General features: G+C 65.6%; 11 protein-coding genes. All 11 read right to left on the bottom strand.

Annotated features, from left to right (window positions below):
- Window positions 1-30: 30 nt before the first annotated feature.
- Entirely contained in the window at window positions 31-3,144 is a 3,114-nt protein-coding gene (locus VGQ44_00785) for an efflux RND transporter permease subunit (protein HEV8445322.1), read from the bottom strand.
- A gap of 495 nt (window positions 3,145-3,639) precedes the next feature.
- The gene (locus VGQ44_00780; GenBank protein HEV8445321.1) at window positions 3,640-6,753 is read right to left on the bottom strand and encodes an efflux RND transporter permease subunit; all 3,114 of its coding nucleotides are present in this window, start codon (window positions 6,751-6,753) and stop codon (window positions 3,640-3,642) included.
- Between the two features lie 8 nt (window positions 6,754-6,761).
- Window positions 6,762-8,327, bottom strand: coding sequence for an efflux RND transporter periplasmic adaptor subunit (locus tag VGQ44_00775; GenBank protein ID HEV8445320.1), 1,566 nt, complete (start codon window positions 8,325-8,327; stop codon window positions 6,762-6,764).
- A gap of 79 nt (window positions 8,328-8,406) precedes the next feature.
- Window positions 8,407-9,957, bottom strand: a complete 1,551-nt coding sequence (locus tag VGQ44_00770) for an aminotransferase class V-fold PLP-dependent enzyme (protein HEV8445319.1) — start codon at window positions 9,955-9,957, stop codon at window positions 8,407-8,409.
- A 289-nt stretch (window positions 9,958-10,246) separates the two neighbouring features.
- Window positions 10,247-11,662 (bottom strand): ATP-binding protein, encoded by a 1,416-nt coding sequence (locus VGQ44_00765; protein HEV8445318.1) that lies wholly within the window; start codon window positions 11,660-11,662, stop codon window positions 10,247-10,249.
- Window positions 11,662-13,323, bottom strand: a complete 1,662-nt coding sequence (locus VGQ44_00760; GenBank protein HEV8445317.1) for an FAD-dependent oxidoreductase — start codon at window positions 13,321-13,323, stop codon at window positions 11,662-11,664. Before VGQ44_00760 ends, VGQ44_00765 begins: the two co-directional genes overlap by 1 nt.
- A 983-nt stretch (window positions 13,324-14,306) precedes the next feature.
- Window positions 14,307-15,458, bottom strand: a complete 1,152-nt coding sequence (locus VGQ44_00755) for a glycosyltransferase family 87 protein (protein HEV8445316.1) — start codon at window positions 15,456-15,458, stop codon at window positions 14,307-14,309.
- Entirely contained in the window at window positions 15,455-16,963 is a 1,509-nt protein-coding gene (locus tag VGQ44_00750; GenBank protein ID HEV8445315.1) for a hypothetical protein, read from the bottom strand. Before VGQ44_00750 ends, VGQ44_00755 begins: the two co-directional genes overlap by 4 nt.
- Before the next feature lie 24 nt (window positions 16,964-16,987).
- A complete protein-coding gene (locus VGQ44_00745) occupies window positions 16,988-18,739 on the bottom strand; it encodes a protein kinase (protein HEV8445314.1) in 1,752 nt (583 codons plus the stop codon).
- A gap of 77 nt (window positions 18,740-18,816) precedes the next feature.
- Complete coding sequence (locus tag VGQ44_00740) at window positions 18,817-19,926, bottom strand: pilus assembly protein TadG-related protein (GenBank protein ID HEV8445313.1); 1,110 nt, start codon at window positions 19,924-19,926, stop codon at window positions 18,817-18,819.
- A 14-nt stretch (window positions 19,927-19,940) separates the two neighbouring features.
- Window positions 19,941-20,571: type II secretion system F family protein (locus VGQ44_00735; protein HEV8445312.1), on the bottom strand; the 631-nt coding region annotated here is incomplete at its 5' end.

Raw genomic sequence — 20,571 nt, 5'->3', positions numbered from 1 at the left:
GAGTGGCCGGGATCCGGCTGCCGTCAGCCGTCAGTCGCCCGCAGCCGGCTCCGGCGCTGGCCCCACCACCGTCACGGCGCTCCGCTCTTTCCGCCTCGAGAACCACTGCTGCCACTCGTCGAGGTACGTGTAGAACACCGGCGTCACGTACAGCGTCACCAGCTGCGAGAACGCCAGCCCGCCCACCACCGCCACGCCGAGCGGCCGTCGCGTCGACGCGCCGGCGCCCCAGCCGACCGCGATCGGCACCGCGCCCATGAGCGCCGCCATCGTCGTCATCATGATCGGGCGAAAACGCACGCTCGCCGCTTCGAGGATCGCCTCCGACGGCGTGCGCTTTTTGTCGCGCTGCGCCTCGATCGCGAAGTCGATCATCATGATCGCGTTCTTTTCCACGATCCCGATCAACATGATGATGCCGACGAATCCGTAGATGTCGAGATCGAGACCGAAGAGTATCAGCGTGACCAGCGCGCCAAAGGCCGCAAAAGGCAGTCCCGTGAGGATCGTGATCGGATGGATAAAACTCTCGTACAGCACGCCGAGGATCACGTAAATCACGAAGATCGCCAGCAGCATCAGCAGCACGAGTCCCTGCTGCGTCGTGACGAACGCCTGCGCGATGCCGGAGAAGTTCGCCGCCACGGTGTTCGGCAGCACGTCAGCCGCCGTTTGCTGGATCGCCTTGAGCGCGGTACCGAGCGACGTACCTGTGGCGAGATTGAACGACACGGTGACCGACGGAAGCTGGCCGGAGTGGTTCACCGTCACCGGTCCAACGGTGTAGCGGAAGGCGGCCACGGTGCTGAGCGGAACGAGCGGGCCCCGCGACGATCGGACCCACAACTTGCCCAGCGCGTCCACGTCCTGTTGGAACTCCGGGAGGAGCTCCATGACGACCCAGTACTCGTTCGTGGACGTGTAGATGGTGGACACCTGGCGCTGGCCGAACGCGTCGTACAGCGTGTTCTCGATCTCGCTCGCCGAGACGCCGAGCTGGCCGGCCTGTTCCCGGTTGATGTCGACGGTCACCTGCGGATTCTCGATCAACAGGTCGCTCGTGACGTCCACGAGTCCGGGCAACTGCCGCATGCGCGTCTCCATCTGGCGCGCCGCCGTATTCAGGCTGTTGATGTCGCCGCTTTGCAGCGTGTACTGGTACAGGCTCTTGGACGCGAGGCCGCCGATCGAGATGGCCGGCGGGTTTTGAATGAAAACGCTGATCGCGGGAACGCCGACCACTGCCTTCGTGAGGTCGCGCGCGATCTGATCCGCGCTTCGCTTCCGCTCGGTGATCGGCTTGAGATCGATCGTCAGCTGTCCCTGGTTGGCCGCGGCGGTTGTGCCCACCGACGACGTGACTGACAGTACGTCCGGATCTTTCGTGATGACCGCCGCCACTTCCTGCTGGTGCTCGACGAGCGCGTCGAACGACACGCCTTCCGCCGCCTCGGTGGTGGCAAGCAACTGCCCCGTGTCGTCGGTCGGGAACAGGCCCTTGGGCGTCGACCAGAACAGATAGCCCGTGGCGATGAGGATCACCGCGGAGAACGCGAGCGTGAGCGGGCGCCGCGCCATGACCCACGCGAGCGTGCGCTCGTATAGGCCGAGCCACGCGTCGTAGAAGCGCTCGGTCGCCTGGTAAAGGCGGCCGTGCTCTTTGCCGTGATCCGACTTGAGGAAGCGGCTCGACAGCATCGGCGTCAGCGTCAGCGACACGAACCCCGATACCAGGATCGCGACGCCGATCGTCACGGCGAACTCGTGGAACAACTTGCCGATGATCCCGCCCATGAACAGGAAGGGGATGAAGACCGCGGCCAGTGAGAACGTCATCGACAAGATCGTGAACCCGACCTCGGCCGCGCCGTCGACGGCGGCCTGCATCTTCGTTTTTCCCATCTCGAGATGCCGCACGATGTTCTCGAGCATCACGATCGCGTCGTCGACCACGAAGCCCACGGCGAGCGTCAGCGCCATCAGCGACAGGTTGTCCAGGCTGTAGTGCAGCAGATACATCACCGAGAACGTGCCGATGATCGACATCGGCAGGGCGAGACTCGGAATGATCGTCGCCGACCAGTTCCGCAGGAACAAGAAGATCACGAGCACGACGAGCGCGAGCGTGAGCTCGAGGGTGAACGTGACGTCGTCCACCGACGCTTTGATCGTCGCCGAGCGATCGTAGAGCGTGTCGACGTGCACGGCCGGCGGAATCTCGGCCGACAATCGCCCCAGCGCCGCCTTGACCTTGCTCGCGACGTCTACGGTGTTGGTGCCGGGCTGCCGCTGGATCGCCAGCACGATCGAACGGTCGCCGTTGTACCAGCTCGCCGTCTTGTTGTTCTGCACGTCGTCCGTGATGCGACCGATTTCCTCGAGGTGGACCGGGGCGCCGTTCCGATACGCCACGATCACGTCCTTGAACTGGTCGGCGTTCTCGAGCTGCCCGGTCGCCTGAACCGTGAGCGCCGTCCGCGGCCCGTAGAGCACGCCGGTCGGCATGTTCACGTTTTGCGCGATGACCGCGTTGGCGACGTCCTCGAGCGCGATGCTGCGCGACGCGAGCTGGCCGGGATCGAGTTGGAGGCGCACGGCGTATTTCTGCGCGCCGTAGACCAGCACCTGCGCGACCCCGCCGACCATCGAGAGCCGCTGAGCGAGCGTAGTCTCGCCGAACTCGTCGAGCGTGGAGAGCGGCACCTCGGTCGACGTGAGCGCCAAGGTGAGAATAGGCGCGTCCGCCGGGTTGGTTTTCTGATAAGACGGCGGGATGATACCCTGCGGTAAGCTGCGGATGGTCTGCGCGATCGCCGCCTGAACGTCTTGCGCCGCCGCATCGATGTTCCGGTCGAGCGCGAACTGGATGACGATCTGCGTCTGCCCGAGGCTCGACGTCGACGTCATGTTGTCGATGCCCGCGATCGTCGAGAACTGCTTCTCGAGCGGCGTCGCGACCGTCGCCGCCATCGTCTGCGGGCTCGTCCCCGGCAGCGTCGCGCTGACCGTCACCGTGGGGAAATCGACGTTCGGCAGGTCGCTCACCGGAAGCTGCCGGTACGCGACGATGCCGAAAACCAGAATGCCGATCATGACCAAGGTCGTCATGACAGGCCGTTTAATGAACAACGTCGTGAAATTCATCGACTACTCGATAGGGAAAAGTCCACAGCAACAGCAACTGCTCAACGACTCGACTGCAACGACCAAACAGCAACGACCAAACAGCAACGACCAAACAGCAACGACCAAACAGCAACGACCCCAATGGCAACGATCAACAAAAAACAACTAAAAAAACAACTGAAAAAACAACTGCAACGACTCACCGCAGAGACGCAGAGGACGCGGAGGAACGCAGAGGGCCCTCCACGCGGCGACCGCCAGCCCTCGCCACCACGCCGGGGGGTTTTGGTGACTGCCGCTCGGGATGCTTATGCGTGGAGGACCCCCACTCCGCTCGCCCTAGCCCCCCCGAGCGGCTGTCGCAAACAAACCAGCTCGTTGCGGACTGGTCCGCCCAGATGTGCACTCCTCTGCGTTCCTCTGCGTCCTCTGCGTCTCTGCGGTGAGCGGTTGTGGTTGGTCGTTGCCGTTGCGGTTGGTCGTTGCAGTTGTACTTGTCGTTGTAGTCCTTCGTTAGTCTCCAGCCGCCGGCACGGGCTCCGCCGTACCGACCGCTCCAACCGCCCGCCTTGCTCGCCGACCGATCCACGCCTGAATCTCATCGAAATACGAATAGAACACGGGCGTGACGTAGAGCGTCACGATCTGGGAGAATGCCAACCCGCCCACCACCGCGACGCCGAGCGGGCGACGCGAGGCGGCGCTGGTGCCGACACCGATCGCGATCGGGAGCGTGCCGACGATCGCCGACACCGTCGTCATCATGATCGGACGGAAGCGAACGCTCGCCGCCTCGACGATCGCCTTGGCCGGCGGAATTCGCTCCGTCCGCTGACGCTCGAGCGCGAAGTCGATCATCATGATCGCGTTCTTTTCGACGATGCCGATCAGCATGATGATGCCGACATATCCGTACACACCCAATTCGACGTGCGCGAGCCAGAGCGCGAGCAGCGCTCCGAACGCCGCGAACGGCAGTCCCGTCAAAATCGTCACGGGATGGATGAAGCTCTCGTACAGGATCCCGAGAATGATGTAGATGATGAAGATCGTGATCAGGAGCAGCAGTCCCATCCCCTGCTGCGAATCCTGGAACGCGGCCGCCGTCCCGGCGAAGCCCCCTGTGATCGTCGCCGGCAACGTTTGACGCGCGACACGACTCACCTCGTCGGTCGCGGCGCCCAGCGACACACCCGGCGCCAGGTTGAACGAGATGGTCATCGACGCCATCTGTCCCGAGTGCGCCACGCTGAGCGGGCCGGTCGTCTGCTCGAGCCACGACACGTCGGTGAGCTGAACCTGCTTTCCGTTCGGCGCCGGGACGAAGAAATGCTCCAAAGCGCTCGCGTCGAGCTGCGCGCTCGGCACCGTCTCCATGACGACGAGGTACTGATTCGTCGGCATGAAGATCGTCGAGACCTGCTGCTGGTTGTACGCGTTGGCGAGCGCCTGCTCGATTCCCGTCGGCGTGACTCCAAGAGCCGCCGCGCGCTCGCGGTCGATGTGGATGCGAAGAATCGGGCTGCGATTCAAGAGATCGGACGTCACGCCGCTCAACGTCGGCATCTCCTGCAACCGCGCCATCAGCTTGTTGCCTTCGGAATAGAGCTGCGTGATGTCGGGGCCGCGCAGCGTGTACTGATAGAGCGTCTTGGTGCCGCGGCCGCCGATGCGGATCGACGGCGGGTTCGTGACGAAGATCTGAAGCCCAGGGATCCCGGACATCACCTTCGTCAGCTCGTGCACCATCGAATCCGCGGCCGGCCGCGTGCCCGCAGGCTTGAGCGTGATGTTGAACTGCACCTGGTTCGACGGCCCCATGCTCCCCACGTTCATCGTGTACGATGCGACGTTCGAGTCGGTGGCCAACTTCGTGCTCGCGAGCTTGCCGAAGCGCAGCATTTCCGTGAACGTCGTGCCCTGGGCCGCCTCGGCGGTCGCGTTGAGCGATCCGGTGTCGTCCGGCGGGAACAACCCTTTCGGGATCACCGTCCAGAGCACGCCCGTGAGCGCGAGAATGAGCGCCGAGAACACGAGCGTGAGCGGCCGATGCCGCATCACCCACTCGAGGCTCCGCTCGTAGCCGCGGCGCAGCGCCTCGAAGCCGCGCTCGCTCAGATTGAAGAGGCTTCCGTGACGCGGCTCGTCGTCGCGCGCGCGCAGCAGGCGGCTGCACAGCATGGGCGTCAACGTGAGCGCGACGAGTCCGGAGACGAGAATCGCCACCGCGATCGTGATCGCGAACTCTCGGAACAGCCGTCCGATGATGCCGCCCATGAACATCAGCGGCAAAAACACCGCCGACAGCGAGAGACACATCGACAACACGGTGAAGCCGACTTCGTGCGCGCCGTCGAGCGCCGCTTGCATCGGCTGCTTTCCCATCTCGATGTGCCGGATGATGTTCTCGAGCATCACGATCGCGTCGTCCACGATGAAGCCGACGGCGAGCGTGAGCGCCATCAGCGACAGGTTGTCGACGCTGAAGTCGAGCGCGTACATCACCGAGAACGTGCCGATGATCGCCAGCGGGAGCGTCAGGCTGGGGATCAGCGTCGCGACCGCGCTGCGCAGGAATAGGAAGATGACCGCGACCACGAGCACGAGCGCGACGAGCAGGGAGAACTTCACGTCGCGGACGGCGTTCTGGATGGAGATCGAGCGGTCGTACTGCACGTGGACCTTGAGCGTCGGCGGAAGACCGCGCTCGATGTCGCCCAGCGCTTCCTTCACCCGGCTCGCCACTTCGACGGTGTTCGTCCCCGGCTGCCGCTGCACCATCAGGTTGATCGAGCGCTCGTTCTCGTACCAGCTGGCGGACTTGTTGTTCTGGATGTCGTCGAGAACGTTGGCGACGTCGCCGAGTCGCACCGGCGCGCCGTTCTTGTAGGACACGATGAGGCGCCGGAACTCGTCGGCGTCATTCATCTGCCCCGTCGCCTGCACGGTGTAGGTGTGCGTCTTTCCGTAGAGCACGCCCGTCGGCAGCATCACGTTGTTGTTGCGGATCGCGTTGGCGACCTGCGATACGCCGACGTTGCGGCTCGCCAATTGGTCGGGATCCACCTGCACGCGCACGGCGTATTTCGCCGAGCCCCAGACGTTCACCTGGGCCACACCCTCGATCATCGAGAGCCGCTGCGCGATCGTCGTCTCCGCGTACTCGTCCACGTCCGTCATCGGCAGCACGTTGGACGTGAGCGCGATGTTCAGGATCGGCGCCGCCGACGGATTCTGCTTGTGGTAGTTGGGCGGCAGGATCGTCGACGGAAGAAACGGCAGCGTCTTCCCGATGGCCGCGTTCACGTCCTGCGCCGCGGCCTCGACGCTTCGGTCGAGGGCGAACTGCAGCGTGATGTTCGTCCTACCTAGACTGCTACTCGATGTGATCTCGTCAATCCCGGCGATGGCCGAGAACGCCTTTTCCAGCGGCGTCGCCACGGTAGCGGCCATCGTTTCGGGGCTCGCGCCAGGCAGGTTGGCGTCGACGCTGATCGTCGGATAGTCGACCGTCGGGAGGTCGCTCACCGGCAGCTTCCGGTACGAAACGATCCCGAACACGAGGATGCCGATCATGAGCAGTGTCGTCATGACCGGCCGTCGAACAAACAGACTCGTCAGGCTCATTGGATCCTCTAACGGCTGCCCGTGCCGCCTCCGTTGCCGCTCGGCTGTCCGCCCCCCGAGCCGCCCCCGCCGCCGCCACCACCCGCACGGCCCTTTCCTCCTCGGCCGCGCCGGCCGCTGCCGGAGGCTCCACCACCGCCCATATCATTGGCGCCGCGAATGCGAACCGGCGCGTCGGGCGTGAGACGCGACTGGCCGTCCGTCACGACACGGTCACCATCGTGAATTCCGCTGGCGATGACGGCAAGCCCGCTCTCCTGTCGCTCGACGACGACGCCACGCTGCCTCGCCGTGTCGGCCTGATCGATGACGTACACGTAGGTCCCGCGCTGACCATTCACGATGGCCTGCGTCGGCACGACCAGGGCGCCGTCCTCGTCGAACAGATGGAGGGAGGTCGCCGTGAACTGCCCCGCCCAGAGCCGGCCGTTTGTGTTGTCGAAGGTGGCCTTGAGCTGCACCGTCTGCGTCGACGTGTCGATCGCGTTGTCGATGAACGAAAGCTTGCCCATCAGGCGTTCGCCGACGGGCGGTCCAGCGACGCCGGCGCCCGCCGCTGATTGAGCGCCAGGCTGCGTCGTGTTTCCGGCTTGCTGCGCCCCGCGCGGCGTGCCGACTGTTCCGTTGGCCCCGCCGGACGCGCCGTCGGTCGCTGACCCGCCGGCTGACGGCCCGGGCCCAGACGATGGGCCGCCGGCACCGCGTCGACCGCGTCCTCCCCCCCCCGATTTGCCGCCGGGGCTTCCGGAAAAGCCGCCGCCGTCTTGACCTGGCGGGTCGTTGACCGGGTTCATTGCCGCCGCGGCCAGCGAATCGATCGACGGGGTCGCCGGAGCCACCCCGCTGGGTACTGCCGCGACCGCAAGGCCGCCGCCCGCACCGTACTGCTGGACCAACGGCAGCTCGGACGACGGAATCGAGAATCGAACGTAGATCGGGCGCACCTGGTTGATCACAACCAACGGTGTGGCCGCCCCCGAGCGAACGAGATTGCCGCGCTTGACCAGTACGTTGCCCGTGCGGCCGCCGATCGGCGCGCGGACGACTGCGTTGTCGAGGTTGAACCTCGCCTGCTCGACCGCGGCGTGATCCGACTGAAGCGTCGCGACGGCAGTCGCGGCAGAGGTGAACTGCGCCTCCGCCTCGAGCGGCGTGATGACTTTGGCCGCTAGGAGATCTTTGTATCTCCTCGCGTTTACGTCGGCGGCCGCCCACGTGGCGCTGTCGCGCGCCAGAACCGCGACCGCCTGGTTGTAGGCGTTCTGATACGGCCGCGAGTCGATATGGAAGAGCGGCTGTCCCGTCCGGACTTCCTGCCCCTCGGCGAAATCCACCGATTGGATGATTCCATCGACCTGCGGCGTGACGGAGACGGTCTGAACCGGCGTCACGATTCCGTTCGATTCGATGATGTAGGGGACAGTGGCTCGGCGCGCGGCGACGACGGAAACCATCGCCACGGGACGTTGAGCACGCTCTTGCTTTTTGGCACAGGCGGAAATGCCCAGCGACGACAGCGCGACGGCAAAAACCGGCAACGGTGCGCGACGGGAGAGGTGTCGCAATCCGATCATCGTGTTCACAAAGATTTTCGAGGCTTCACGAATGTACTACGTGTAAGCCCTTCAATGTGTTCGGAAACTTTTCCGGCCGCTATTGGGACGTCGCTGAAGGAACCGGAGCAGCCTTTTCGGCGGGACGCATGGGACCCCGCCCGCCAAGACTTGACGGGCGCAGGTCCGCGTCAACCACCCTGCCGAGGCGAAGGATCACGTCGATGGCGGCCCGAACGTCGGCCGACGTGGTCCGGAAGTTTACAATGCACGCGCGCAATGCGAACGCCCCGTCGAGGACCGCGTTGGAGAGATAGGTCGTCCCCTCGAGCTGTACCCGTTCGAGCAGAGCGGCGTTCAGTGCGTTGAGATAGTCGTTCGCACCGGCGGCCGCCCGATCGAAACCGTTCGGGACGTAGCGAAACGTGCTGATGCTCAGACCCTGCGTGAACGTCTCGAGCTCGGGCTCCGCGCTCGCGAGGCGATGCATCTCGCGCGACAACGCGATGTCGTCCGCGATCATTCGCTGATACCCCTCGCGTCCAACTTGCTGGATCGTCGTCCAGACCTTGAGCGCGCGGAAGCCGCGGGAGTTTTGCAGGCCCCACTCGTAGTAGTTCGTCGGTGGATCACTGGCGTCGCCCTCGAACCGGAAATACGTCGGGTGAAAGGAAAACGCGTCGTGCAGCGCACTGGGGCTGCGAACCAGCGCGCACCCCGCCTCGAGCGGCGCGTAAAGCCATTTGTGTGGATCGACGGCAATCGAATCCGCAACCGCGATCGCGCGAAGCTCCGGCGGTGCGTCGTCGAGAACCGCCGCCGGGGCGCCGTACGCGCCGTCGACGTGGAACCACATATCGTTTTCCTTCGCGATGGCGGCGATCTCGCGCAACGGATCGATCGCGCCCGTGCCGACCGAGCCGGCGGTGCCAACGACGACGGCCGGGCGAAAGCCCTCGCGCCGATCGCGCTCGATCTGCTCTCGCAGCGCGTCCGTGCGCATCGCACGCCCAGCGTCGACCGGAACGGCACGCACCGCGTCGAGACCCAGTCCGCAGATGTCGGCCGCTTTTTCGAGCCAGGTGTGAACCTCGCTCGACGCGTACACGACCAGGCGCTCACCGCTCGCAATGCCGTGCGACCGAACATCCGTCCTTGCCCTGTCGCGCGTCGCCGCGATGAAGCACACGAGATTCGCGACGTTGCCACCGCTCACCAGAATTCCGCCGGTGTCGGTCGGAAATCCGATCAGCTCCGCGATCCACCGCACCGTCTGCCGCTCGATTTCGGTCGCCACGGGCGACAACGACCACGCGCCAACATTCGCGTTGACCGTCGCGGCGAGCATGTCGGCCAACGCGCCGATCGGCGACGCGGACGACGTGATGTAGCCGAAGAACCGCGGATGCCCGTTGAGCGTAGAGCCCGACAGATACACATCCGCCGCGCGCTCGAGCACTTCCGAAGCCGGAATGCCGACGCGCGGAACCGGCGCGTCCGCCCCCACTCTTGCACGCACCGCCGCGGGAGTCGTGTCCGGAGCCACGAGTTGATCGCGCAGCGTGGCCAGAAAATCCGCTACGCGGTCGACGAGAGCTTTGCCGACTGCGCGGAATTCGTCGGGAGAAAGGTCAGCGGGAGAAGAACGCATAAATCAAACAGTAAGGCGAAAACGGCCTGACTCCGAGACTACCAAACTCCGAGACTTCCGAACACCGAAACTTCCGAACTCCGAGACTGCGAAACTTCCCAACTCCGAAACTTCCAACCCCCGCGAACTCCCCAACTCCGAAACTCGGTCCCTCTCGGCGTCTGGCAGTTTTCGGAGTTCGGCAGTTTCGGGGATCGGCAGTCTCGCAGTCTCGGAGCTCGGCAGTTTCGGCGTCCGGCAGTTTCGGAGCTTGGCAGTCTCGGCGTCGGCAGTTTTCGGTACCAGGGCGTCATTTCAACACCGGCAGCGACACCCTGAATTCCGTCTTCCCCGGCTTGGAATCCACGTCAATAGTTCCGTCGTGCGAGGCCACGATCCGCCGACTGATATCAAGCCCAAGCCCCGTCCCCTGCCCCATCGGCTTCGTCGTAAAGAAAGGATCGAAGATCCGCGGCAGGACATCCGCGGGAATTCCCGAGCCGTTGTCCGCGATCCGCACCACGACGCGCGCATTGTTGTCCGGGCGCGCGCTGACCGTGATTTCTCCGCCCTGCTCGGGCAACGCGTCCAGCGCGTTGTCAATGAGGTTCGACCACACCTGATTCAGCTCGCCGCCGTAGGCGCCCACCTTCGGAAGATCACTCGGAATGTCGATGCGCACCGAGGCCGACTTCGCCTTGGCCTTCGACCCCAGCACGGCGATCGTGTCGGAAACGCCCTGCGAGATATCGGCCGGCTCGCGGACGGTCGCCCGGTCCATGTAGGTGAAGCGCTTGATCGCACCGACCAGGTCGTGAATCCGCGTCGCGGCGCGCTCGATGTCTTCGGCCAGCAAGCGCGTCGTCACACCCGCGGCCACCGAGCGAAGCGCCGTGTCGAGCGCCTCGTCGGGAACCGCCCGCGCGAGGTCATCGAGCGCGAACACCGGCACCCCGTTCTCGCTCAAGCTCTGCGCGGTGTCGGGATCGGCGCCGTGCGCGTCGAGCCACTCACCCACTTCCTCTTCGCGGTCCGCCCGCTCGATCGCCGAAAAAACTCCCGTCATCCGCGGAAACGCGTTCCCCTCCCGCATGTTGTCGATTAGCGTGATCTCGCGTTCTCCCAGGTTCAACGCCCCCAGCTCGCGCGCCGCCGCCTCGGCCTTCGCGAGCTTGTCGACGAGCGTGCGCGCCGCCCGCGCGACAGCCGACGCCGGATTGTTCAGCTCATGGGCCAGCCCCGCCGAGAGACGCCCCAGCGACGCCAGCTTGTCGAGCTGCCAATCGGTGGCCGAAAACTGACGCGCGCGGTCGATCATGATGTGCACGAGTCGCTCGGTGACGACGGGGCACTGCACGGTCAGCTCGCGAAAACAACTGACGTTGATCACGAGACCAAGCAGCGGATGTTCGGTCTTCGAGACACCCGGCGCCTTTTTCATCCTCGAGTACGGGAGCATTCCCGTCACGTCGCCGGCGCGCCATTCGAGGAATTTCTTCTTCTCGCCGCCCCGCTCGACGTAGACCGCCCCGTCGCCGGCAAAGACGATGATCATCTCCGTCGGAAGCGCATCGGGCTGGATGAAGACGTCGCCGATCTCGTAGTCGCGCAGCTCGCCGTGGTCGGCGAGCCACTCCAGCTCCTCGCGCGGCGCGTCGCCGAGCGTCCGGTGCGCGAGCAGCAGTTGAATGACTTCGTCTCGAGTGGCGGGATGGGTCCTGGGCATCAGACCGTCTCCAGATATTCGTGGACCATGCTCACCGTCGCCGATCCTTCGCCCACCGCCGCCGCGACGCGCTTACCCGATCCGCGGCGCGCGTCGCCCGCGGCGAACACGCCCGGCACGCTCGTCTCGAACAAAAATGGATCGCGAGTGAGCGGCCAACCTTGCGGCGGATGCCCGTCGACCATGAGATCGCGCCCCGTGAGGATGAAGCCCTGCGCGTCCCGCTCGACGAGCCCCGCGACCATATCCGTGCGCGGCGAGGTGCCAATGAAGATGAACAGCGCGTCGGCCGGCACCTCGCGCGACGTGCCTGCCGCGAGATCCGAGATCGTGACCGACTCGAGCTTGCCTGTGCCGCGCACGCTGGTGATGACCGACCGTGTGAGCACCTCGACGTTCTTCGTGTCGGCGATGCGGTCGATCAGATACTGGGACATGCTCGACGTGAGCGATTCGCCTCGCACGAGCATCGTCACGCGGCGCGCGTAGCGCGAGAAGAACATCGCGCCCTGCCCCGCCGAATTCGCGCCGCCCACGACGTAGACGTCGCGGTCGCGATACGTCGCCGCCTCGGTGAGTGCCGCGCCGTAAAACACACCAGTTCCGACGAGCCCTTCGATGCCTGGAACGTCGAGTCTTCGAACTTCCATTCCCGACGAGATGAGGATGGCTTTCGCCTGCACCTCGGAACCGTCGGACAACTTCACGACGCGATACGGATCGCGCCGCTCGATCGACGCCACGTCCTGCGCCGTGACCACCTCGACGCCGAACCGCTTCGCCTGCGTCGTCGCACGGCGCGCGAGGTCGGCGCCGCTCACGCCGCTCGGGAACCCGAGGTAGTTCTCGATCTGCGAGCTCGTGCCCGCCTGTCCTCCGGTGGCGTAACGCTCGACGAGAATCGTGCGCAGCCCCTCGGAGCCGGCGTACACCGACGCCGCGAGACCCGCCGGCCCGCCCCCGATCACGATGAAGTCGTACTGCTTCGACTTCGCGTGCGTCTGCATCCCCAGCCGCTCGGCGACCTCGAGCGGCGTCGGCTGCACCATGGTCGTGCCATCGGGGAACAGCACGACGGGCAGCTTCTGCAACCCGTCCGGCATCGCCTCGACCAACGCCCGCATCGCCGGGTCCGAGTCCAGGTCGATCCACTGGTACGGCACACCGTTGCCGGACAGAAAATCCTTGAGCGCGTAGCTCGTCGGCGACAGCGACGTCCCCGCGACGCGCAGCCCGTCCTGCGACGGCCGCACCGTCGCCCGCCAATCGGCGAGGAGGTCGTCCAGCACCGGATACAGCCGCTCCGTCGGCGGCTCCCAAGGTTTTAGCAAATAATGATCAAGCCCGATCCTATTAATGGCGAGGATCGCGGTCTCGGTGTCGGCGTACGCCGTGAGCAGAACCTTGCGCGCTTCGGGATACAGCTTCTTCGCCTCAGCGAGAAACTGCGTGCCCGACATCTCCGGCATGCGCTCGTCGACGAGAAAGAGCGCGACCGGAGATCCCCGTTGCTTGAGCTGGAGCGTCGTGTCGACCGCCTGACGCCCCGAGCCGACCTTTATGACGCGGTAGTCGGTCCGAAAATGCGCCCGAAGATCACGGTCGACGGCGTTCAGGACCTCGGGGTCGTCGTCGACGGCGAGAATGACGGGTTTGGGCATGGCTAAACATGGAGCGAGACTGCCGAACTCCGAAACTGCCGGAATCGAGACTGCCGGACTCCGAGACTGCCGAACGCCGAGACTGCCGAACGCCGAGACTGCCGAACTCCGAGACTGCCGAACTCCGACACTGCCGAACGCCGAGACTGCCGAACGCCGAGACTGCCGAACTCCGAGACTGCCGAACGCCGAGAGTGCGAGACTGCCGAACTCCGAAACTGTCTGACTCCGAAGTTGCCGAACTCCGAACCTACAGCAGTTTCGGAGTTTGGCCGTCTCGGAGGTGGGAAGTCTCGCACTTGGGCAGTTTCGGAGTCGGGCAATTTTCACTACGACTCGCAATGCAGTGATGGTACGCGGCGCCCTCGGCGACCCCAAACTTGGCCCATGCCTCCACGGGGGACGTTGCGCGTGATCGATGCGGCGGAAGATTTCGCGGTCGATGTGAACCGTTGTTTCGGCGGGCGGCCGTTCTATGCCGATCAAGTGCGTCGCGCTGCCGGTTCCGTTTATTCGAACCTCATCGAGGGTTACGGCCGGGGCCCGGGTCGGGATCGGTTGCGGAGTTACCGGACGGCTCGATCCGAGTGCGAGGAAGCACTCGGTTGGATCCGACTCTCGTACCGCATCGAGCAATTAGCGGCGCGCGATTACCGTCGACTCACGAGTCGTGGCGTTGCGATCGTGTGGATGATTCGAGGGCTTCGGTACTAGGAGAGCGAAATGGCCGAACTCCGAGACTGCCGAACTCCGAGACTCCGAGACTGCCAAGGACCGAAGACTGCCAAACTCCGAAACTCCCGGCGGCCGATTCGCGGCGAGGTTAGCTTCGGCCCCCGGCAGTTTTCGGCGTTCGGCAGTGTCGGTTTTCGGCCGCCTCGCCTCTTCGGCCTTCGGCAGTTTCGGCTTTCAGGAAGTTTCGGCGTTCGGCAGTTTCGGCTTTCGGAAGTTTCGCCTCTTCGGCTTTCGGCCGTTTCGGCTTTTCAGGAAGTTTCGGCGTTCGGCAGTTTCGGCCCTAGGCCCTCCTCACTTCGCCGATTCCCACTCGCCCCAACCACCCACGCCGCTCCTCCAATTACCACGATCGCAAACAGATCAAATCCCAAGACATGCGCCGCCAACCACGTCGGCGCCACCGCGTACGCCACCACGATCGCCCTCGTCCTCGCCGGCTCCTGCCCTTTCGCGGCTATCCAAAACAAACCCGGTAACGCCACCGCCGCGTCGTACGGCCACGCATGCGGACTCGTCGCGACCGCAATGGCTCCCGCGAAACTAGCCGCCTGCACCAGGTCAGCCCCGCGAACCCGCAGCCACACAAGCGCGCCGATGAGCAGCGCCATTCCGAGTGGGAATGCGACCTTCGACGAGACACCGGCGACCATCAGCACGCCCGGCAAACTCACCGCCTTGGCACGGTTGTACGCGAAATCCGGCCCGACGTAACTCGCGACCGACTCCAAATACGGCCTCGGCCACATCCAGTCGCCGCCCGCGGCGTAAGCGCTCAGGACATACCACCCCACGCCGCACGCCGCCACGACCCCAAGCGCTTTCCACTTTCTATACAAAAGAAGCAGCAGTCCGAACGGCAGCACGTACGTCGGCTTGTAGCCGAGCGCGCCGACGGCCAGTCCGGCTCGCAGCGCGTCGTCACTTTGCAGTCCGTCAATGGCGACGAGCGACAGGAGCAACCCGAGCGGACTGTTTTGCCCCGTGACGACCGCCGCCGTGACCGGGGCCCAGCCGATGGTCATGTACGTCGCCTGTGCGCGATCGATCGAATACACGCGCGACGCCAACAACGCGGCGAAGACTGCCGCAACGGACATGAGAATCGCGTTGAGCGCGAATCCCCACGGGATCGACAGGTGTGCCGCCGGCGCGAGCAACCACGCGAAACCCGGCGCGTATGCGAACGCGGTGACTGGAAGTTGGTGCGCCGTGCCCCACGCCGCGTGCGCGGCGGGATCGAGCAGAGCCCGCGTACCAGCCGTAGCACCAGCCACATAGAAATCGGGCCAGTCCCAGTAGTGCCCGACGCTCGAGACGAAACGCAGCTGCGACAGACCGATCAGGGCGAGCCCGACTCCGTAGAGGCGGACCCGATCCTTTCCGATCCGCAGATCGGTCACTGCCGGGCCGTGAGAGCCCGGAATCGTTTGTCGTCGCGGATCGAGTCGAAGCCCGGGTCGCGGAGCGCGGCGAGGAGCCACGGTCCGCGCGGCGTCGCGAGCTCCAGAACGTCGAGCGCGCGATTCGCCTGACCGGCCGCGACGAGCGCGCGGGCGATCGACGTGCCGTCGAGAACTCCGACAACGCCGGCGGCCTTCACCTGCGTCCACTCGTTGGTGAGGCGGTCGCGCGCGCGCGACGTGTCACGCGCTATCAAGTCCACGATCGCCCCCGCGGACTCGCCCAGGTATCCCTCCCCGAGCTGCGTCGCGGTCTCGGCGTCGGCCCACGCGAAGCGCAGGTCGCCGTGGCGGGCGCGCACGACGGCACGCTGCGCCCACGCCGGCGCGAACAACACGTCGCCAATGATCGCCTGGTTCAGGAGCGTGCACGCGCTGCCGTCGCGGTGGTCAGCGATCGCGAGGCTCGCCAGCGCAGCGATCGGCGGTGCGCGCTGAGGCTCCAGCGCGAGTGCGCGCTCGAGCATCGAACGGCCCGCCTCGCGGTCGCCGGTGCGAATCAGCGCGAGCCCGTAGTCCTCGAAGGCGGCGGGGTCGCGTGAATCCGCGGCGATGGCGCGTTCGAACGCGCGCCGCCACAGCGTCGGCGCGCGCCCCTGCGCGATGCGCGACTGCGCCTCGGCGCGCCACGACAGACTCGACGTCGAATCGAGCGCGATGGCGTGGCTCGCCGAGCTGCGCAACTCGAACAGCACGTCGGCGGCCAGCGTCGAGTTCACGCCGCGGTGAAGCACCTCGGCATCGGCGAGCGCGAGCTCGGCGTACGCGGGGGCGAAGCCATGCGCTTGGCGCGCGGCCTCGCGAAAGTACCCGGCGGCGCGGCCGAACGCCCATAGGTCGCGCGCTCCCTGCCCACGCACGTACGCGTCGTACGCCTTTGCGCTGACGTCAGGCACCTTATCGAGAGCGCGTTGCTCCTGCGGCCGCAGCTTGCCGACGATCTGCGCCGCGACCTGCGCCGACACGTTCTGCTCGACGAGCATCACGTGGGCGGAGTCGTGGGGCAGCGTGCGATACATGAGCGCCCGGCCGGTCACGCCGTTGTAGAGCGTGAACGACACCGTGCGTCCGCGGAGTCCGTCGCTCACGCGCCCGGCGAGCACATAGGTCGCGCCGAGGCTGTCGGCCATCGCGCGCGCGGTATTCGAGTCGACGACGACCAGCCGTCGTTGCGCGCGTCGGCCGATGACGAGAATGCGCGGAATCGACGTTCCGATGCGGTTCGCGATCACGTCGGCGAGGCCGCCCGCGAGCTCGCCCGCGGCGTCGGTGGAATCGGACGCGAAGATCGATACGGCGACCGAACCGGGCATTCGTTGCGGAAGCCGCGTGAGCTCGGTGCCGTCGACGTGGCAGGGCTTGGGGAGCGGCGCAATGCGCTGCGCCGCGGCGATAGTCGGAGCGAACGCTCCAACGACGAGCGCCGCGACGCATGCCGCACGCATCAACGCCGGGGACCGCATCGGTTGTTAGGGACGACCTGCGTTGGGCGAGAAGACGGCGCGCGCGGTATCGCGTGCCGTGATCGTCACGGACATCGACCCGAACGACAAGTTTCCGGTTCCGCGCACCGATACGACGTGTTTGCCTGGCGACGCTCGAAAAATGAAGGGCGCCTTGCCGCGAAGAATTCCGTCAATGTACACCGACACGCCGTCTCCATTCGCCGCCGACACGGCGACGAATCCGGCGTTGGGGCCGGCGTTGATCGGGTCGCCCGCGAGCGTCGGCGATCCGTTCCCACCGTCGCGCGACACGGCGCCGGCGTCGACCGAAACTCGCGGCGAACCGCTCGTTCGTCCGCTGCCCGACTTCGAAGATCCGTCTTGCGATCGGGAGCTGCCCTTCGACTTCGGATCGTCGATTCGCTTGGAGTCGACCGACGTCTCGCCTCTCGGCAGCGGCCCTTTGGGATACGGATCGAATGTGCGATCGGGTCCCGCGGCCGGCCCCACTCGCTGCGTCTCGTCGCCGACGCGCGTGTTGCTCGGGGCGCCTTCACCTTGTTTGCGGTTTGACTGGCCCATGTCGGGGCTGGGCATTGTCGGCGGAGCGCTCGGGTCCACGCTGGGGCCCGAGATGCTCCCGCCGGGCAAGAACATCGTGTTGTCCGTGAACGCGACGTGCCACCAGTGGGTGGCCGTCTTCCTCACGTCTGGACGAACGCCCACGGCGAGCATGATCAGCGCCGCGAGCGGCGCGAGAATCCACACTGGCGAGCGGCGCTTGATGTCACTGCGGTCCACCTTCGCCAACTGCTCCGCCGGCGTGCCTTCGAGCGCCGTGCCCGTAAGACCGGCGATGAAATCGCTGATGGTGTCGTAGCGGTAGCTCGGGTCCTTCCACGTCGCGCGCTTGATCGCGGCGCCCGCGCTCAGCGGCACGGCCGGCGCGATCGCCCGGTGTGGGACGATCTCGATCGCGTCGATCTCGAGCACGCCGTCTGCTGGAAGGCGCCACGTGCGGCGTCCGCACAGCACCTCGTATATGGTGACGGCGAGCGAAAACTGGTCGGCGCGACCATCGATCGTTTGCAGGTTGTGCCGCTGCTCGAACGCCGTGTATGCCGGCGAACCGATCGAGTTCGGGAGCGGTGCGTCGCGGTCTCCGCTCGGGAACTGCCCGAGCATGAAGCCCGAGATGATCGCGTTGCCGTCGCGGTCGAGGTGGATCTTCTCCGGACGCAGCGCGCCGTGGACGATGCCGCGCTCGTGCGCCTCGTCCAATGCCTTGCCGATGCCGCGGACGATTTCGACGACGCGCTGATACGGCACCTGCGTTCCGGAGTCGATCAGATCGCCGAGCGTTCCGCCTTCGACAAGCGGCATCTCGACCGCGACGAGCGGCGGCGCGATGTCGATGCGCGTCATCGGCAGCACGTTCGGGTGCACGACCTGCGCGGCGAGGTCGGCCTCGCGCGCCAAGTCGCGCCGCGCGATCGGATCGTCCCAGGCGACCTTGATGGCGACGTCGCGATTCGAGCCGCTCTGGCGGCGCGCGCGAATGGTGATCCCCGCCCGTCCGAGACCGATCGCGGTTCCGAGCACGTACCTTCCCTGCAACGCGTCGCGGAGCTTGCGAAGGAGCTCCGTGGCCTGCTCGCTCTCGATGCCGCTCGCGAGCACGGCCCCGCAGACTCCGCATACGACGGCACGCGGATCCACAGGACTCTCACACGACGGACAAACGATTTGGTCCTGCGTGTCAGCGAGTTCGGTCACGTGCCTTCCAGGGGCTACAACCGGAGAAATCAGCTCCGCCATGCTTCGGCGATTGTCCTACGTGCGCCTGATATCGATCAAAAAACCAATCGAGTCTTTACGAGCGCCAGTGGCCCGGGCGATGTGCCCGTGCCGGTTATGCCGCCCGCCTTGGGATCAGCCGTGGTGAAATACCCAACCACGCCCTTTGAGTCGGGTTCCTGGGTGACCGTAAACGCTCCAAGGTACAGGACCTGGAGGCACCCCTTGACCGAGCCGCCCGACGCGCAAACTGGGGTCACGGTATTGGAATAGTTGCCGGTCAGCGCCACCTCGATCGTCGTCGGATAGGTGCCGCCGTTCGCGTTGTCCATTCCCTGCTTGGCTTGGTTCGCGTCCTGGCCGTTGATGATGGCGAGCCAGTCGCCGACGCCCACCGCGGCATTGCCACCGGTGCACGTGAACGCATTCTTGAACATCGAAGCGCTTGGCGATTGGCCGTTCTGCGTCGCCCCCCCCGCAGTCAACACCGGAGGCATTTGTACCTGGTAGAACAACCCGTTGTTCAGAGAGTTGACCTGGCTGCCGTTCGGAATGCCCAAAGTGACCGCATTCGCGGCGGTCGCGTTCATGAGATTGTTGATATCGGCTTGCGTGAGCGTCGTGGTATTCGACGGAAGCCCGAGCTGAGCAAGCAGGTCCCCGAACGAGAGCACGACGGGCGCGACGCACGTCGACTGCGTCACCGACTTGCTCGGCACGCCGATCGCGATCGACCTCGCCAACCCGGCGTGCTGGGTGATGTGTCCGAAAAGCGCCGGTGCGAAGGTGAGCGGTCCCGTATACCGAACTATCGCTTGCGCGGCGTTGGTCGGGGTGCCACCAGCCGCGAATCCGGTGCCTGAGTCCCAGTGGCCGAGAGTAAAATCGGCGGCAGCAAGCGACAACGTCGTCGTGTCGGCCTTGAATTTCCCGGCGAAGAGCTGCGCTTCAGCCAGAGCCTGGCCTGCGTCGTCCGACGCGGCGAACTTCTCGATCCCCGCCAACGCCGCGGCATCGGCCGCCGCGTGAAGCTCGGCGCGGCGCATCTGGATGTGTCCAACGTCGACAGCCATCGCCGCCGCCCCGATGAACACGAAGATCAACAGCGCCGACAGGATGAGCGTGAATCCCTTCCGATTCGACAACTTCATTTTGAGCCTTTGCATGATCGCCCCCGATCTTACTGGCCCATCGCCGCGAAGACCGGGCCGATCGCGATGACCGCCGGGCCTCCGATGACCGCGAACAACGCGGGAAGAATGAACAACGCCAAGGGGAACACCATCTTCGTCGCCGCCACCGCCGCCTTCTTCTCGGCCGCCTGGCGCCGCTTGCGCCGCAGCGACTCCGAGTACACGCGCAGCACCTTCGCGATCGACGTTCCCCAACGCTCGCTCTGAATCATGTTCGAGCCGAGCGACCGCAACTCATCGACGCCGGTCCGTTCGTAGAGACCGTGCAGCGCCTCTTCACGCCGCATACCGGCGTTCATGCGCCGGTTCATCGTCAACAGCTCGTTGGCCAATTCGGGATGCAACAGCACCATTTCGCGGCCGACGCGCAACAACGCGGCGTCGAGGCTCACCCCCGCTTCAACGCAAACCAACAGCAAGTCAAGCGTATCCGGAATCGAACGGACGATCCGCTCCTGGCGCAGCCGGCGCATACGCTCCAGCAACGCGGGCGGCGCGACGAGACCCAGCGCGATGCCGATAGCGCCGCTCAACAGCACCATGAAGCTCGAGTCGTGCGGCCCCCAGGCGAACAACGCGCCCGGGATGATCAGCGCCGACACCAGCCGGGTCATCGTG

This window comes from Gemmatimonadaceae bacterium, assembly GCA_036003045.1.
In the GTDB taxonomy this organism is placed as follows: domain Bacteria; phylum Gemmatimonadota; class Gemmatimonadetes; order Gemmatimonadales; family Gemmatimonadaceae; genus JAQBQB01.
This window is presented reverse-complemented; position numbering and strand designations above follow the sequence as displayed.

What these genes read in the sequence shown, in the direction of transcription:
- VGQ44_00785 (HEV8445322.1), bottom strand. Translation starts at nt 3,144, where the DNA reads ATGAATTTCACGACGTTGTTCATTAAACGGCCTGTCATGACGACCTTG.
- VGQ44_00780 (HEV8445321.1), bottom strand. Translation starts at nt 6,753, where the DNA reads ATGAGCCTGACGAGTCTGTTTGTTCGACGGCCGGTCATGACGACACTG.
- VGQ44_00775 (HEV8445320.1), bottom strand. Translation starts at nt 8,327, where the DNA reads ATGATCGGATTGCGACACCTCTCCCGTCGCGCACCGTTGCCGGTTTTT.
- VGQ44_00770 (HEV8445319.1), bottom strand. Translation starts at nt 9,957, where the DNA reads ATGCGTTCTTCTCCCGCTGACCTTTCTCCCGACGAATTCCGCGCAGTC.
- VGQ44_00765 (HEV8445318.1), bottom strand. Translation starts at nt 11,662, where the DNA reads ATGCCCAGGACCCATCCCGCCACTCGAGACGAAGTCATTCAACTGCTG.
- VGQ44_00760 (HEV8445317.1), bottom strand. Translation starts at nt 13,323, where the DNA reads ATGCCCAAACCCGTCATTCTCGCCGTCGACGACGACCCCGAGGTCCTG.
- VGQ44_00750 (HEV8445315.1), bottom strand. Translation starts at nt 16,963, where the DNA reads ATGCGTGCGGCATGCGTCGCGGCGCTCGTCGTTGGAGCGTTCGCTCCG.
- VGQ44_00740 (HEV8445313.1), bottom strand. Translation starts at nt 19,926, where the DNA reads ATGCAAAGGCTCAAAATGAAGTTGTCGAATCGGAAGGGATTCACGCTC.